Annotated in this window: 8 protein-coding genes and 1 pseudogene; 3 read left to right on the forward strand and 6 right to left on the reverse strand. The window is 61.9% G+C overall.

Going from position 1 to position 16,040, the window contains the following annotated elements; translation table 11 throughout:
• Window positions 1-19: 19 nt before the first annotated feature.
• From K1567_RS04195 to tpx, 6 genes and pseudogenes are all read right to left on the reverse strand, one after another.
• Window positions 20-2,117 (reverse strand): annotated as a pseudogene (locus tag K1567_RS04195) (putative bifunctional diguanylate cyclase/phosphodiesterase).
• Between the two features lie 172 nt (window positions 2,118-2,289).
• Window positions 2,290-3,741, reverse strand: a complete 1,452-nt coding sequence (locus K1567_RS04200; protein WP_047881948.1) for an efflux transporter outer membrane subunit — start codon at window positions 3,739-3,741, stop codon at window positions 2,290-2,292.
• Window positions 3,738-6,845, reverse strand: a complete 3,108-nt coding sequence (locus tag K1567_RS04205; protein ID WP_034113247.1) for an efflux RND transporter permease subunit — start codon at window positions 6,843-6,845, stop codon at window positions 3,738-3,740. The genes K1567_RS04200 and K1567_RS04205 overlap by 4 nt, the downstream gene beginning before the upstream one ends.
• On the reverse strand, window positions 6,842-9,943 hold the full coding sequence (locus tag K1567_RS04210; RefSeq protein ID WP_034097146.1) for an MdtB/MuxB family multidrug efflux RND transporter permease subunit: 3,102 nt from the start codon (window positions 9,941-9,943) through the stop codon (window positions 6,842-6,844). The genes K1567_RS04205 and K1567_RS04210 overlap by 4 nt, the downstream gene beginning before the upstream one ends.
• A complete protein-coding gene (locus K1567_RS04215) occupies window positions 9,940-11,238 on the reverse strand; it encodes an MdtA/MuxA family multidrug efflux RND transporter periplasmic adaptor subunit (RefSeq protein WP_167418323.1) in 1,299 nt (432 codons plus the stop codon). The genes K1567_RS04210 and K1567_RS04215 overlap by 4 nt, the downstream gene beginning before the upstream one ends.
• A 234-nt stretch (window positions 11,239-11,472) precedes the next feature.
• Window positions 11,473-11,973 (reverse strand): thiol peroxidase, encoded by a 501-nt coding sequence (gene tpx / locus K1567_RS04220; RefSeq protein WP_034097142.1) that lies wholly within the window; start codon window positions 11,971-11,973, stop codon window positions 11,473-11,475.
• A gap of 159 nt (window positions 11,974-12,132) precedes the next feature.
• Between tpx and K1567_RS04225 the strand changes: the two genes are divergently transcribed.
• The 3 genes from K1567_RS04225 to K1567_RS04235 all read left to right on the forward strand — a co-directional run bounded on the left by K1567_RS04225 (window position 12,133) and on the right by K1567_RS04235 (window position 15,957).
• Complete coding sequence (locus tag K1567_RS04225) at window positions 12,133-13,422, forward strand: glycosyltransferase (protein ID WP_034113241.1); 1,290 nt, start codon at window positions 12,133-12,135, stop codon at window positions 13,420-13,422.
• A 72-nt stretch (window positions 13,423-13,494) separates the two neighbouring features.
• Complete coding sequence (locus K1567_RS04230) at window positions 13,495-14,400, forward strand: AraC family transcriptional regulator (RefSeq protein ID WP_034097140.1); 906 nt, start codon at window positions 13,495-13,497, stop codon at window positions 14,398-14,400.
• 234 nt (window positions 14,401-14,634) lie between these two features.
• The gene (locus K1567_RS04235) at window positions 14,635-15,957 is read left to right on the forward strand and encodes a sugar ABC transporter substrate-binding protein (RefSeq protein WP_034097138.1); all 1,323 of its coding nucleotides are present in this window, start codon (window positions 14,635-14,637) and stop codon (window positions 15,955-15,957) included.
• Window positions 15,958-16,040: the final 83 nt, after the last annotated feature.

The raw sequence follows: 16,040 nt of genomic DNA on the forward strand, positions 1-16,040 counted from the left end.
GTCGCGTCAAGAATAACCGTCACTCACTGACCTTGTCAGGGGCGGCCGCCTCTTCGGCGCGGCGGATATTAGCCATAAAACCCTCGGCCGGCAGTGGATGACCCAACAGATAACCTTGCAGCGAGTTACAACCCAGGCGCGTTAGAAAATCCTGCTGTTTATCGGTTTCCACGCCTTCGGCCACAATGCGCAGCCCAAGGGCCTGGCCGAGGGCAACGATGGCCGACACGATGGCGGCGTCGTCGCCATCGTGCTCCAGATCGCGCACGAAGCCACGGTCGATTTTAAGTTCGTTGGCCGGCAAGCGCTTGAGGTACATCAAGCTGGAGTAACCGGTGCCGAAATCATCGATGGACAGGTCCACGCCCATGTCCGATAGCTGCTGCAACACCTTCATGCTCGCGTCGGCATCGCGCATGGCCGTGGTTTCGGTGATTTCCAGGGTCAGGCTGTTAGCCGGCAACTGGTGGCGTTCAAGCGCGGCGGCGACGCTGTTGACCAGCCCGGCATGGCAGAACTGCAACGCAGAAAGATTCACGGCGATGCGCCATTCTTCATACCCCTGCACGTACCACAGGCGCATCTGGCGGCAAGCTTCATTGAGCACCCATTCACCGATGGGGATGATCAGCCCGGTTTTCTCCGCCAGTTCAATAAACGTCGCCGGCATCAACAGGCCCTGCTGCGGATGCTCCCAGCGCAATAGCGCCTCGGCGCCCACCGCAATGCCGCTGGCCGCATCGAACTTAGGCTGGTAGTACAAGCGAAACTGCTGTTGCTCCACGGCATTGCGCAAGTCCTGCAACAGTTGCAGTTGCTTGCGCGCGTTGGTGTTCATCGACACATCGAAAAAGCTGTAGCCGTTCTTGCCCAAGCCCTTGGCGTGGTACATGGCGGCGTCGGCGTTCATCAACAATTCCTGGGGCGTGGCGCCGTTGCCGGGGAACAGTGCGATACCGACGCTGGCGGAGATTTTCAGCTCATGCTCGGCCACTAGGAACGCCCTGTTGGTCAGTTGTACCTGGCGCTCGGCCAGGCCGAGGGCATCGTCCGGCTGGTTCAGTTGCACCAACAGTACAAACTCGTCACCACCGATACGCGCCAGGGTGTCGTGGCTGCGCAGATCCTCGCGCAGGCGCAAGCCCACTTCGCGCAGCAATTGGTCGCCCAGATGATGACCAAAGGCATCGTTGACCGGCTTGAAGCCATCCAGGTCGATAAACATCAGCGCAAAGCAACCGCCCTGCTCCTGCACCGCCTGCATGGCCTGCTGAATGCGGTCGGCGAGCAGGCTGCGATTGGGCAGACCGGTGAGCATGTCATGCAAGGCCAGGTGGGACAGTTCCTGGTTGGCCTGGGTGAGCGAATCGGCGAGCACCGCGGTGCGGGCTTCCAGGCGCGCGTCGAGCAACGAAGTCAGCAAGGCGATGGCCAGCACTGCCAGGGTGGTGACCAGCACCAGGTTATCCAGGCCATTGCCGCTCAACCCGTCCAGGGCGGCGCCGCAGTAGCTGTCATCGGCAAAGCTGGCGGCCGCCATTGCGGTGTAGTGCATGCCGACAATGGCAACGCCCATCACCACCGCAGCACCACCTCGGAGCAGGCGTACACGCGGGGTGTTGCGCCGCAGGTTGAACGCAATCAGCAAGGCCGCGCCCGACGCCGCCACGGCGATCATCAACGACGCGCCAAACAACGTCGGGTCGTAGTCGATGCCGGGGGGTCATGCGCATGGCGGCCATGCCGGTGTAGTGCATGCAGCTGATACCGGCCCCCATCACCAGCGCGCCGAACAGCAGTTGCCAGGCGGGCAAGCGGGCCTGGCTGACCAGCCACAAGGCAAAGCCACTGGACAATACAGCGATCAACAGCGACAACGCAGTGATGCCCACGTCGAACCCCAGGGCAAACGGCAAGCGCAACGCGAGCATGCCGATAAAGTGCATCGACCACACCCCCACCCCCATCGCCAACGCGCCGCCGACTATCCACAGGTAGACGGCCCGTCCCTGGGCGGTCGCGATGCGGCCGGCCAGGTCGAGTGCGGTGTAGGAAGCCAGAATCGCAACGAACAGCGAGATCACGACCAACGAAGGGGTATAGCTACCGATAAGCATGCTGAGTCTCGCGAGCTACGAGCTGGAACGCCCGTACCGAGTGGCAAAGCGGCGGATTGTAGCGATAAATATTCGGCGGCAGTTGAATAATTATCACAAGGCCATCATGGGCTTTTTGACGTCAATCCACCGGCTCAACATCGCCATCGAGCGCTTGCACGCCCGCACTCTTCTAGTCGTTGGCGCTGATTTGGGTTTGCCCGTCCCAGCCCCCGCCCAAGGCGGCGATCAGTTGCACACTGGCGACCAGGCGCGATTGCAGCAAGGTCAACACGCTGCGTTCGTTGCTCAGGGCGGTGGCCTGTACGGTGACCACGTCCAGGTAGGCTATCAGCCCCGCTTTGTACTGGTTCTCGGTCAGGCGCAGCGACTCGCGCGCCGCCGCCAATGCTTCGTTGCTGACCGCCGCTTCGTCCTCCAGCACCTTGAGTTGCACCATGTAGTTTTCCACTTCGCGGAAACCGTCCAGTACGGTCTGGCGGTACTTGGCCACGGTTTCGTCGTAGGACGCCACGGTGCGGTCGACCTCCGCCGAGCGCTGGCCACCGTCGAACAGGGTCATGGCCAGTTTCGGCCCCACTGACCAGAAGCGGTTGGGCAGGCTGATCCAGTCGGCATAAGTGCTGCTGGAATAGCCACCGGCCAGGCTCAGGGTCAGGTCCGGGTAGTACGCGGCCTTGGCCACGCCGATATTGGCATTGGCGGCGATCACCGCGCGCTCGGCCGAAGCAATGTCCGGGCGGCGCTCCAACAGCTGCGACGGCAGGCCTACCGGGATCTGTGGCAGCTGCGGAATGTCCTTGCTCACCGCCAGGCTGAAGTTGGCCGGCGCCTCGCCGATCAGCACCGCAATGGCGTTTTCCAGTTGGGCGCGCTGCCAGATCAGGTCGATCAGGCTGGCCTGGGTGGTCTTGAGCTGGGTTTGCGCCTGGGCCACCGCGTCCTTGCCGGACACGCCAGCGCGATACTGGTTTTCGGTCATTTGCAGGGAGCGTTGATAGGTGTCCAGGGTGGCTTGCAACAGCCGCGTCTGTTCATCCATCACCCGCAGTTGCAGGTAGCTTTGTACCAGTTCCGATTGCTGGCTCAGGCGCATCGCGGCCAGGTCCGCCGAGCTGGCTTCGGCGCTGGCCTCGTTGGCCTCCAGGCCACGGCGCAACTTGCCCCAGACATCCGCCTCCCAGCTCACGCCCAATTGCGCGTTGAGGGTGTCGCGGATGCCGCTGCTGGAACTGCTGAGGCTGGCACTGCTGCTGCCGGTGCCCTGGCTGGCGCGGGTCTTGCCCACGCTGAGGTCGACGCTGGGGTAGAACGCACCGCGCGAGCTGCGCACCAACGCCTGGGCCTGGCGAAAACGTGCCTCGGCCTGAGCCACGGTCTGGTTGGCATTATTGAGCCGCGCGACCAAGTCGTTGAGCTGACGGTCGCCATACAATTCCCACCAGGCGCCGCGGGCCAGCGCGTCGCTCGGCGTGGCCTGACGCCAGCCTTGGGCTTGCTTGAACTGCGCGGGCTCGATGACCTCCGGGCGCTGGTAATCCGGGCCAATGGCGCAAGCGCTGAGCATCAGACCGCATAGTGCCGCTGCCAACAGTTTTTGGGGGGCGTGGATTGAATCGGTCATAGCGCAGTGTCCAGGGCGGCATCGGTCCGCACGCCGCGCCAGGCATTGAAGCGATGGCGCGCGCGGTCGAGGTAAAGGTAAACCACCGGGGTGGTGTAAAGAGTCAGGATCTGGCTGAACACCAGGCCGCCAATGATGGTAAGGCCCAACGGTTGGCGCATTTCCGCACCGTCGCCGGCGCCGAGCAGCAACGGCAAAGCACCGAGAATCGCCGCCAGGGTGGTCATCAGGATCGGCCGCAGGCGCAACAGGCAGGCGCTGCGGATCGATTCCAGCGGGCTCATGCCGTCATGGCGTTCCAGTTGCAGCGCCAGGTCGATCATCAGGATCGCGTTTTTCTTCACCACCCCAATCAGCAGAAACAGCCCCAATAACGAGATGAGGCTGAATTCGCCGCCCAGCAGGTAGATCGACAGCAGCGCGCCGACGCCAGCCGAGGGCAAGGTCGACAGGATGGTCAACGGGTGAATATAGCTTTCGTACAAAATCCCCAGCACCAGGTACACCGCCACCAGCGCGCCAAGAATCATGAAGGGTTGACCCTTCTGCGTCGCCGCAAAGGCATCGGCGGTGCCGGCCATTTTGGCAATCACATCTTCCGGCAGCCCCACCTTGGCGATCGCCCGTTCAATGGCGGCCGTGCCCTGCTCCACCGTGAACCCGGGGGCGATGTCGAAAGCAATGTTTTCCGAGGCGAACTGGCCCTCATGACTGACGCGGTCGTCCGCCAGGCTGTTTTCGTAATGGGCGATGGTGGACAACGGCACCCGCGCACCGTCGGCCGTAATCACCTGCATCTGGTTCAGGGTGATCGGATCTTGGGCATATTTGGGGTTGACCTCCATCACCACCTGGTACTGGTTGAGGCTGTCGTAGATCGTGGAAATCTGCCGCTGACTGTAGGCGTTGTTCAGCACCCCTGTGACCATGTTCATGTCGATGCCCAGGCGCTTGGCCTGATCACGGTCGACGATCAGTGTCACTTGCGCCGCACCACGGCCTTCGCGCGCGTCGATGGCGGTCAGCTCCGGTAATTCACGCAATGCGGCAACCACTTTCGGGTACCACAGACGCAACGCGGCCAGGTCGCCGCTTTGCAGGATGTAGGAATACTGTGCGCTGGTCTGGTCGCGGCTGCCGCCGAATTGCAGGTCCTGGTCGGCCATCAGGAACAGGCGCCCGCCCGGCACCGGTGGCACGTTCTTGCGCAGACGCTCGATCACCGCCTGGGCCGAGACTTTGCGCTCTTTGATGGGTTTGAGCCGAACCAGCATCACCGCGTTGTTGGTGCCGTTGTTGCCACCGATAAAGCCGGCGACGCTGAGCACCGCCGGGTCCTTGAGCACCGCCTGACGGAAAATTTCCATCTTCGGCTGCATCACGCTGAACGACAGGCCGTCATCGCCGCGCACAAAGCCGATCAACTGCCCGGTGTCCTGCTGCGGCATAAAGGTTTTCGGCACCACGATATACAAAGCCACGTTGACGCCGATGGTCAGCAACAGGCTGAGCAAGGTCAGGCGCCGGTGGCGCAGCACCCAGTCCAAGCTGCGGGCGTAGCCGGCGACCATGCGCTCGTTGATCCTGTGGCTCCAGCGTTGCAAACCGGTCATATGGCCTTTGACATGGGGCTTGAGCCAACGGGCGCAGAGCATCGGCGTCAGGGTCAACGACACCACCAGCGAGACGATGATCGCCGCCGACAAGGTGATGGAAAACTCGCGGAACAGGTTGGTGACGATCCCACCCATAAACAGGATCGACAGGAACACCGCCACCAGCGACACGTTCATCGACAACAAGGTAAACCCGACTTCCTGGGCCCCCAGGTACGCCGCCTTCATCGGCGGCACGCCTTCATCGATGTGCCGGGAGATGTTCTCCAGCACCACGATGGCATCGTCCACCACCAGGCCAGTGGCCAGGATCAACGCCATCAACGAGAAGTTGTTCAACGAGAACCCGTACAGGTACATCACCGCAAAGGTGCCCACCAGCGACACCGGCACCGCCAGGGTCGGGATCAGCGAGGCGCGGAAATTGCCGAGGAACAGGTACACCACCAGGATCACCAGCCCCACCGCGATCAGCAGGGTCATCTCCGCTTCGTGCAGGGTGGCGGTGATCACCGGCGAGCGGTCCATGGCCAGGCTGAGCTTGACGCTGGACGGCAGCACCGCCTGCAACGCCGGCAATTGCGCCTTGATCTGGCGCACGGTCTCGATAATGTTGGCGCCGGACTGGCGGTTGATCACCAGCAACACCGCCGCATCGTTGTTGAAGAAACCGCTGTTGTAGCGGTCTTCCACGCCGTCGCTGATCTTGGCCACATCCCCCAGGCGCAAGGCTGCGCCGTTCTGGTAGCGAATCAGCAGCGGCTCGTAGTCCTTGGCCTTTTCCAATTGGTCGTTGGCTTGGATCTGCCAGTTGCGCTCGCTGTCTTCCAGCGAGCCCTTGGGCCGGCGCTGGTTGGCATTGGCGATGGTGTTGCGCACATCGTCCAGGGCCACGCCGTACTGATCGAGAGCCTTGGGTTCGAGTTCAATGCGCACCGCCGGCAAGGAGCTGCCGCCGATCTGCACTTCACCCACGCCCGGCACCTGGGACAGGCTCTGGGACAGGATGGTGGAGGCCAGATCGTAGAGCTGGCCCTTCTGCAACACGTCCGAGGTCAGCGACAGCACCATGATCGGCGCTTGGGACGGGTTGATCTTCTTGTAGGTGGGCATGCTGCGCATGCCGCTGGGCAGCAGATTACGCGAGGCGTTGATGGCCGCCTGCACTTCACGCGCCGCGCCGTTGATATCGCGGTCGGAGTCGAAGGCCAGAATCACCCGGGTCGAGCCCTGACTGGAACTGCTGCTCATGGTGGTGATGCCGGCAATCGAGCCGAACGAACGCTCCAAGGGCGTGGCCACGGTGGACGCCATCACCTCGGGGCTCGCGCCAGGCAGGCTGGCCGACACCACGATCACCGGGAAGTCGATCTGCGGCAACGGCGATACCGGCAGCAGGTTGAAGCTCACTCCGCCGAGCAACATGATCGCCAGGCTCAGCAGCATGGTGGCTACCGGCCGGCGAATGAATGGTCCGGACAGGTTCATGACTCAACCGGCTCCAGGCTCTGGGGTTCTTTGCGCCAGCGTCGGCCGAGGCGATCGAAATACAGGTAGATCACCGGGGTGGTGAACAGCGTCAGCACCTGGCTGACCAGCAGCCCGCCGACCATCACCAAGCCCAAGGGTTGGCGCAGCTCCGCGCCGGAACCGCTGGCCAGCATCAACGGCACGGCGCCGAACAGCGCGGCCAGGGTGGTCATCAGGATCGGCCGGAAACGCAGCAGCGCCGCCTGATAGATCGCGGTCTGCGGGTCCAGGCCCTGATTGCGTTCGGCGTCGAGGGCGAAGTCGATCATCATGATCGCGTTCTTTTTGACGATACCGATCAACAAAATGATGCCGATGATCGCGATCATGCCCAGGTCATTGCCGCTGAGCAGCAACGCCAACAAAGCCCCCACCGCCGCCGAGGGCAAGGTGGACAGAATGGTGATCGGGTGGATGTAGCTCTCGTAGAGCACGCCCAGCACGATGTACATGGTGACCACCGCCGCCAGGATCAGCAGCAAGGTACTCGACAACGAGGCTTCAAACGCCTGGGCCGCGCCCTGGAACTGGGTCTGCACGCCCACCGGCATGCCGATGTCTTTCTGCGTCTGGTTGATCAGTTCCACGCCCTTGCCCAGCGCCACGCCGGGTGCGAGGTTGAACGACATCATCACCGCTGGGAACTGACCGATATGCGCCACGGCCAGCTGGGCCTGGCGCTGTTCCACCTTGGCCAGGCTCGACAAGCGCACTTGGCCGCCGTCGGTGGTTTTGACGTAGATCTGGTTCAGCGCGTCCGGCCCGAGGGTTTCGCCGGATTGGGCCTGCAACACCACGCGGTACTGGCTGGCCTGGGTGTAGATGGTCGAGATCTGCCGCTGGCCGAAGGCGTCATACAGCGCGTCGGTGATGTTCGAGACGCTGACGCCCAGGCGCGAGGCGGCATCGCGGTCGATCACCAGGTATACCTGCAGGCCCTTGTCCTGCAGGTCGCTGGCCACATCGGTGAGTTCCGGCAACTGGCTGAGGGCGTGTACCAGTTTGTCGCTCCACAACGCCAGCAACTCGGCGTCCGGCGATGACATGCTGAACTGATACTGGGTGCGACTGACGCGGTCTTCGATGGTCAGGTCCTGCACCGGCTGCATAAACAAGCGAATGCCCACCAGCTTGTCGATTTGCGGTTGCAGGCGCGTAATCACTTGGGCCGCGCTCAGGTCGCGCAGGCCGTGGGGCTTGAGGTTGATCAGCAAGCGGCCGCTGTTGAGTGTGGCGTTGTCGCCATCCACGCCGATATAGGACGACAGGCTTTCCACCGCCGGGTCGGCGAGGATGATCTTGGCCAACTCCTGCTGACGCTGGCTCATCGCCGCAAAGGAAATCGACTGCGGCGCTTCGGAAATGCCCTGGATCACGCCGGTGTCCTGCACCGGGAAAAACCCCTTGGGCACCACCAGGTACAGCACCACGGTCAGGCCGAGGGTGGCGATGGCCACCAGCAGAGTCAGCGGTTGGTGCTTGAGCACCCATTGCAACTTGCGCCCGTAGCCTTCGATCAACCAGTCGAGCCAGGCGCCGCTGGCCTTATAGAAACGGCCCTGTTCTTCTTCCTTGGGCTCACGCTTGAGCAGGCGCGCGCACATCATCGGCGTGAGAGTCAGGGACACCACCAGGGAAATCAGGATCGCCACCGCCAGGGTGATGGCGAACTCGCGGAACAAGCGCCCGACCACATCGGCCATGAACAGCAGCGGGATCAGCACCGCGATCAGCGACAGCGTCAGGGAAATCAGAGTGAAACCGATCTGCTTGGCGCCCTTGAGCGCGGCGGCCAGGGGCGTTTCGCCCTCCTCGATATAGCGGGAAATGTTCTCCAGCATCACGATGGCATCGTCCACCACGAAGCCGGTGGCAATGGTCAGGGCCATCAGCGTCAGGTTGTTGATGGAGAAGCCCGCCAGGTACATCACGCCGAAGGTGCCCACCAGGGACAGCGGCACGGCGATGGACGGGATGATCGTGGCACTGACACGCCGCAGGAACAGGAATGTCACCATCACCACCAGGGCAATGGCGATCAGCAGTTCGTGCTGCACGTCCTTGACCGACGCGCGGATGGTCTGGGTGCGGTCGGTGAGCACGGTGACGTCGAGGCCGGCCGGTAGGTTATCGGTGATACTCGGCAGCAGCGCCTTGATGCGGTCGACCACCTCGATCACGTTGGCACCCGGCTGGCGCTGGATATTGAGCAGCACGGCCTGGTTCTGGTTGGCCCAGGCGGCCAGGCGCTCGTTCTCGGCGCCGTCGACGATCTGCGCGACGTCCTTGAGACGCAGCGGCGCGCCATTGTTGTAGGCCAGGATCAGTTCGGCGTATTGCTGGGGCGAGACCAACTGGTCGTTGGCATCGAGCATCGAAACCCGCGTGGGGCCGTCGAAGTTGCCCTTGGGCTGGTTGACGTTGGACGCGGCGATCAAGGTGCGCACGTCCGAGAGGTTCAAGCCATTGGCCGCCAGGGCCTCGGGGTTGACCTTGATGCGCACGGCCTGGCGCTGACCGCCGGCGATGCTGACCATGCCGACGCCGCTGATCTGCGCGATTTTCTGCGCCATGCGCGTATCGACCAGGTCATTGAGCTTGGGCAACAGCATGGTCTTGGAGGTGATGGCCAGGGTCAGTACCGGGGTGTCCGCCGGGTTGACCTTGTTGTACACCGGCGGCGCCGGCAGGTCCTTGGGCAGCAGGTTGGTGGCGGCGTTGATCGCGGCCTGCACCTGTTGCTCGGCCACGTCCATATTGATGTCGAGGTTGAAGCGCAGGGTCAGCACCGAGGCGCCGCCGGAGCTGGTGGAGGCCATCTGGGTCAGGCCGGGCATTTGCCCGAACTGGCGCTCCAGGGGCGCGGTGACCGCGCTGGTCATCACATCCGGGCTGGCGCCGGGGTACAGGGTCATTACGCGGATGGTCGGGTAGTCCACCTGGGGCAAGGCCGACACCGGCAGCAAGCGGTACGCAATGATGCCGGCCAGGACAATGGCCAGCATGCTCAGGGTGGTAGCGACCGGGCGAAGAATAAACAGCCGCGACAGGTTCATGAACCGACCTTTTGCGCCTTGCCGGCGGTGCTGCCGGTCTCCCCTTTGGCCGCAGGCTTGCCTTGCAGGTGTTCGGTCGGCGTGGTCGGCACTTCGCTGCTGTCGTTGACCACGTCCACTTCACTGCCGTCCTTGAGGCGGTCGGTGCCTTCCAGCACCACCCGGTCGCCGGCGACCAGGCCCTGCTTGATCACAGTGTTGTCGCCGTCGGAGTCGCCCACCACCAACGGCTGGACCTTGACCTTCTTGTCGCCATCGAGCTTGTAGACGAAGGTGCCGTTGTTGCCGAACTGAATGGCCGCCGAGGGCGCGAGCACCACGTTGTGCAAAGTGTCGGCCAGCAGGTGCACATTGACGAACTGGTTGGGGAACAGCGCCTGGTCCTTGTTATCGAAGCGCGCCTTGAATTTCAGGGTGCCGGTGGTGACGTCGATCTGGTTATCCAGGCTTTGCAGTACGCCGGTGGCCTGAATCTTCGCATCGCCACGGTCCCAGGCTTCCACGGGCAATTTATTGCCGGCGTGGTAACGGGTCAGGACCGTGTCCAGGGTATTTTCCGGCAAGGTGAAGGCCACGCTGATCGGCTGGGTCTGGGTGATCACAGCCAGGGCGGTGGTGTCGTTGGCCGCCACCAGGTTACCCACATCGAGCTGGCGCAAGCCCACACGGCCACTGATGGGCGCGCGGATCTTGGTGAATTCGAGGTTGAGCTTGGCGTCATCCACCGCGCCCTGGTTGGTCTTGACCGTGCCCTGGTATTGCAGGACCAGCGCTTCGGCGGTGTCCAGGGTCTGTTTGGCGATGCTGTCCTGGGCATACAGGTCACGGTAGCGCTGCACATCGACCTGGGCGTTCTTCAACTGGGCCTGGTTCTGCAGCAAGGTGCCCTGGGCTTGGAGCAAGGCGTTCTGGTAGCTGCGCGGGTCGATCTCGGCGAGCAGATCGCCGGCCTTGACCATTTGCCCTTCTTCAAAGGCTATTTTCACCAGCTCCCCGCCCACTCGGCTGCGCACATTGATGGTATTGAGCGCGGTAACCGTGCCCAGCGCCTTGTAGTAGACCGGGAATTCCCCCTGCACCACCGGCGCCACACGCACCGGCACCGGGCCGGTGGAGCCGCCGAAGCCCGGGCGCGCCATACCGGTTTTGCCGGTGTGCCCGGCCGGTGCGTCTTTATGGGCCGCGCTGCTTGGCCAGAATTTCCAGCACAGGCCGGCGATAACCAGCAGCACAAGCAGGCCAAACAGCCAGCGACGGGAGTGACGGGGGGAGGATTGCATGGAGTGATCAACCATTGGGCGCGAGAGCTTCTTCTTTGGGAGGCTGAAAGATAAGCACTGGGGCGCATTTAGAAAAGCGCCTTTACCGGCTATTTACCTTGGGCTTACAACATGTGACTTGAGGATCTTAGTCCATCGGCCTATTCCAGCTAAGCATTTGAAGCACAAATGAAAACGGCCTGGACTAGGCCAGGCCGCAATCATGTATCAAGCGTGTTACTGCAAAACGACAGCAATGCGCCGAAACAGTTACTTCAATACTGCCAGGGCAGCTTCGTAGTTCGGTTCCTGGCCGATTTCCGATACCAGCTCGCTGTGCAGCACGGTGTCGTTCTCGTCCAGCACGACCACCGCGCGGGCGGTCAAGCCTTTGAGCGGGCCGTCGGCGATGGAAACACCGTAATCAACCGCGAAATCCGAATCACGGAAGTCCGACAGGCTTTTCACGTTTTCCAAGCCTTCGGCACCGCAGAAGCGCGCCTGGGCGAATGGCAGGTCGGTGGAGATGCACAGCACCACGGCGTTGTTCAGCGAGCTGGCCTGAGCGTTGAACTTACGCACCGAAGTGGCGCAGGTTGGGGTGTCGACGCTTGGGAAGATATTCAGCACTTTGCGCTTGCCGGCGTAGGTCGCCAGGGTTGCGTCCGACAGATCGCCGGCGGTCAGGGTGAAGTCGTGGGCCTTGGCGCCAACTTTCGGCAGTTCGCCTTCAACCTGGACAGGGTTGCCTTTGAGGGTGACTTGAGCCATGAACGGAATCCTTATGCTGGGTTTGGTTTAAACGAATGCGAGAGGCGGAAGTTAACCACAAAGTACGATGACCACCTACCGCCAGACACAAATTGTCATGTCGCCGGTTGTGGTTTAATTGCGCGCCTTTCGCCCTGCCCTGCAAGGAAACCGTTGTCGATGAAGCCGCCTGCTACCCGAGTCCTGGTCATTGGTTACGTCTGGCCGGAGCCGCGCTCCTCGGCCGCGGGCGGGCATATGATGCAGATTCTCGAAACTTTTCTGACACAAGGTTGGGACATCACCTTCAGCAGCCCCGCCGCGCTCGGCGAACATAAGGCCGACCTGGCGGCGCTGGGTATCGCCGAGTGCGCCATCGAGCTGAATAACAGCAGTTTCGATGACTTTGTCCGCGAACTGGCCCCGGATATCGTGCTGTTCGACCGTTTCATGATGGAAGAACAGTTCGGTTGGCGCGTCGAAAAACACTGCCCGAATGCCCTGCGCGTGCTGGAAACCTCCGACCTGCAAAGCCTGCGCGACGCCCGCCATCAGCGCCTAAAGGAACACCTCAAAATCGAGCCCGATAGCGATGACTTCACCGCGCTGTTCGCCCCGGCCTTGACCGAAGAATTCCAGCACATGGCCAACACCGACCTGGCCAAGCGCGAGATCGCAGCAATTTACCGTTGTGATATCAGCCTGATGATTTCCGATGTGGAAATCCGCCTGCTCACCGAACAATTCAAGGTGCCGGCCGCCCTGCTCCACTGGTGCCCGCTGATGCTGACGCCGCCGAGCGAGGCGTTTGCGTCGTTTGAAGAGCGTGCACACTTCCTCAGCATCGGCAACTTCCGCCATGCGCCCAACTGGGATGCGGTGCTGTGGATGAAGAACAGCCTGTGGCCACGCATCCGCCAGCAACTGCCAGGGGCCCAGCTGCATATCTACGGGGCTTATACGCCGCCCAAGGCCACCGCCCTGCACAACCCGGCCCAGGGCTTTCATGTCATGAACTGGGCCGAGGATGCCCTGCGCGTGATGAGCGCCGCGCGTATCTGCTTGGCGCCGTTGCGCTTTGGCGCCGGAATCAAGGGCAAGCTGGCCGATGCCATGCTGTGCGGCACGCCGAATGTCACCACACCGATCGGCGCCGAAGCCATGGGCGATGAACAGCCCTGGCCGGGAGCCATCGCGGCCGATGCCGAGGCTCTGGCCGCTGCCGCCGTGGCTTTGTATCAGGACCGCGACCGTTGGACGAAGGCACAGGAACACGGGCGCCACCTGCTGGCTCGGCGTTACGCCCAACAGATCCACGGCCCGGCGCTGATCGAGTGCCTGCAACAGTGCCGCAGCCGCCTCACGGCCCATCGCCGAGATAACTTCACCGGCAGCATGTTGCGCCACCACGCCCACAAGAGTACCCAGTACATGGCGCAGTGGATCGAGGCGAAAAACCGCAACGGGTAAACACAGACGTTGGCGAGGGGGTGCGCCAGGGGGCATTATCCTACGCAGCAACCACAATAAAGCGACGGCAGCATGACCCGAGCAACGCGCATCACCGACCCTTCCTACGAGCTGATGGACGATCACAACGGTCTGTCCATCATCTATCGCCAGCATGGCTTCCCCTGCCCGCTGGTGCGCTGGCATTTCCACAAGGAATACGAACTGCACCTGATCGTCGCCAGCTCCGGCAAGGTGTTTATCGGCGACTACATCGGCAACTTCTACCCGGAAAGCCTGTTCCTCACCGGCCCCAATTTGCCCCACAACTGGATCAGCCAGGTGGAGGAAGACGAGGTGGTGCCTAAGCGCGACATGCTGGTGAACTTCACCGATGAACTGCTTGAACAGGGCAGCCACATTTTCGCCGAACTCAAAAACCTCGCGCCGCTGCTGGAGCGTGCGCAGTCGGGTATCGAGTTTCGCTGCAAGCACACCATCGCCCAGGCCGTGACCTTGATGCAGCGCATCGAGGACGCCCAGGGCATGGCGCGCCTGGGGCATTTCTTTATCCTGCTGGACGTGTTGAGCGCGTGTGACGACTACCAACTGCTGTCGGGGGTGACAGCACCGCAAACGGCCGACGAGCACAGCATCGACCGCACCAACCGCGCGGTGGACTACATCTTCGCCCACTACGCACGGGAGTTGCCGCTGGAAGAAGTGGCCGAACACCTGGGCATGAAACCCACTTACTTTTCCCGCGTGTTCAAACAGGCCACCGGGCGCACGTTTATCGAATTCGTCAATCGGTTGCGCATCAGCAAGTCCTGCGAGCTGCTGGCCGATGGCGATAAGGCCGTGACGGATGTGTGCTTTGAGTCGGGCTTCAATAACATCTCCAACTTCAATCGACGCTTTCAACAGCTCAAGGGCATGACCCCGTCCCATTACCGGCGACTGGCGGTACAACGCTTGACCGAGCAGAACCTGGCCTGAGAGTGATTTTTCACTGGCTGATATAGAGGTTAAGTACTGCACTGATCGTTCCCACGCGGGGCGTGGAACGATCTTGCTGAGTGCAAAAAAGTATCAGTCCCAGTGTTCCCAAGGATTTGTCACACCGCCAATTGAAGGCTGTAATCAACGCACACTCTTCCTGACTCCCTGTAGGAAGACACAACAACAATAACTGTCCTTCCGTAGCCCCTGGGCGCGGAAATGGAGTGCGCGATGAAGTTCCCAGCAAAAGCTCTGCTTGCCTCTACGTGTATGACTGCATGTATGACCCTCAGCGCCGTCAGCCTTGGCGCGCAGACCCTGACCATTGCCACCGTCAACAACAGCGACATGATCCGTATGCAGAAGCTCTCGAAGACCTTCGAGGCCGAGCATCCGGAAATCAAGCTGAACTGGGTGGTGCTCGAAGAAAACGTGCTGCGCCAACGCCTGACCACCGACATCGCCACCCAGGGTGGGCAGTTCGATGTCTTGACCATCGGCATGTACGAAGCCGCACTCTGGGGCGCCAAGGGTTGGCTGGAGCCGATGAAGGACTTGCCGGCGTCCTACGACCTGGACGATGTGTTCCCTTCGGTGCGTGACGGTTTGTCCGTCAAGGGTTCGCTGTACGCCCTGCCGTTCTATGCCGAAAGCTCGATCACCTACTACCGCACCGACCTGTTCAAGGATGCCGGGCTGACCATGCCTGAGCACCCGACCTGGAGCCAGATCGGCGAATTCGCCAGCAAACTCACCGACAAGAGCAAAGAGCAATACGGCCTGTGCCTGCGCGGCAAAGCCGGTTGGGGCGAGAATATGGCGCTGATCACCACCCTGGCCAACGGCTACGGTGCGCGCTGGTTCGATGAAAAATGGCAGCCTGAATTCAATGGCCCGGAATGGAAGAACGCGCTGAATTTCTACGTCGACAACATGAAGAAATCCGGTCCGCCGGGGGCTTCCAGCAACGGCTTCAACGAAAACCTGGCGCTGTTCAACAGCGGCAAGTGCGCGATCTGGGTCGACGCCAGCGTCGCCGGCTCGTTCGTCACCGACAAAACCCAAAGCAAAGTGGCCGACCACGTCGGTTTCACCTTCGCGCCCCATGAAACCACGGACAAAGGCACGTCGTGGCTGTACTCCTGGTCCCTGGCGATCCCGACCAGTTCCAAGGCCAAGGACGCCGCCAAAGTATTCACCAGTTGGGCCACGTCCAAGGAATACAGCCAGTTGGTAGCCAAAACCGATGGCATCGCCAACGTACCGCCAGGTACGCGCACATCGACCTACAGCGATGAGTACATGAAGGCTGCGCCGTTCGCCAAGGTCACGCTGGAATCGTTGAAAGTTGCCGATCCGACCAAGCCGACGCTCAAACCGGTGCCGTATATCGGGATCCAGCTGGTGACCATTCCTGAGTTCCAGGCGATTGGTACCCAGGTCGGTAAGTTCTTCTCCGGTGCGCTGACCGGTCAGCAGACGGTTGATGCAGCATTGACTGCGGCGCAGACCACCACCGAGCGGGAAATGAAGCGGGCCGGTTACCCCAAGTAACCTGAGCCTCACCACCGTCAAGGTGGGAGAGGGCTTGCCCCCGATAGCAGTGGATCAGCCAACTGATTAATCGACTGACACTC

The sequence above is a fragment of the Pseudomonas sp. S5F11 genome, from assembly GCF_019641515.1.
GTDB lineage: Bacteria > Pseudomonadota > Gammaproteobacteria > Pseudomonadales > Pseudomonadaceae > Aquipseudomonas > Aquipseudomonas rhodesiae.

Bases quoted from the DNA above. Each gene is read 5' to 3' on its own strand.
- K1567_RS04230 (WP_034097140.1), top strand. From the start codon at position 13,495: ATGACCCGAGCAACGCGCATCACCGACCCTTCCTACGAGCTGATGGAC.
- K1567_RS04225 (WP_034113241.1), top strand. From the start codon at position 12,133: ATGAAGCCGCCTGCTACCCGAGTCCTGGTCATTGGTTACGTCTGGCCG.
- K1567_RS04200 (WP_047881948.1), bottom strand. From the start codon at position 3,741: ATGACCGATTCAATCCACGCCCCCCAAAAACTGTTGGCAGCGGCACTA.
- tpx (WP_034097142.1), bottom strand. From the start codon at position 11,973: ATGGCTCAAGTCACCCTCAAAGGCAACCCTGTCCAGGTTGAAGGCGAA.
- K1567_RS04210 (WP_034097146.1), bottom strand. From the start codon at position 9,943: ATGAACCTGTCGCGGCTGTTTATTCTTCGCCCGGTCGCTACCACCCTG.
- K1567_RS04235 (WP_034097138.1), top strand. From the start codon at position 14,635: ATGAAGTTCCCAGCAAAAGCTCTGCTTGCCTCTACGTGTATGACTGCA.
- K1567_RS04205 (WP_034113247.1), bottom strand. From the start codon at position 6,845: ATGAACCTGTCCGGACCATTCATTCGCCGGCCGGTAGCCACCATGCTG.
- K1567_RS04215 (WP_167418323.1), bottom strand. From the start codon at position 11,238: ATGGTTGATCACTCCATGCAATCCTCCCCCCGTCACTCCCGTCGCTGG.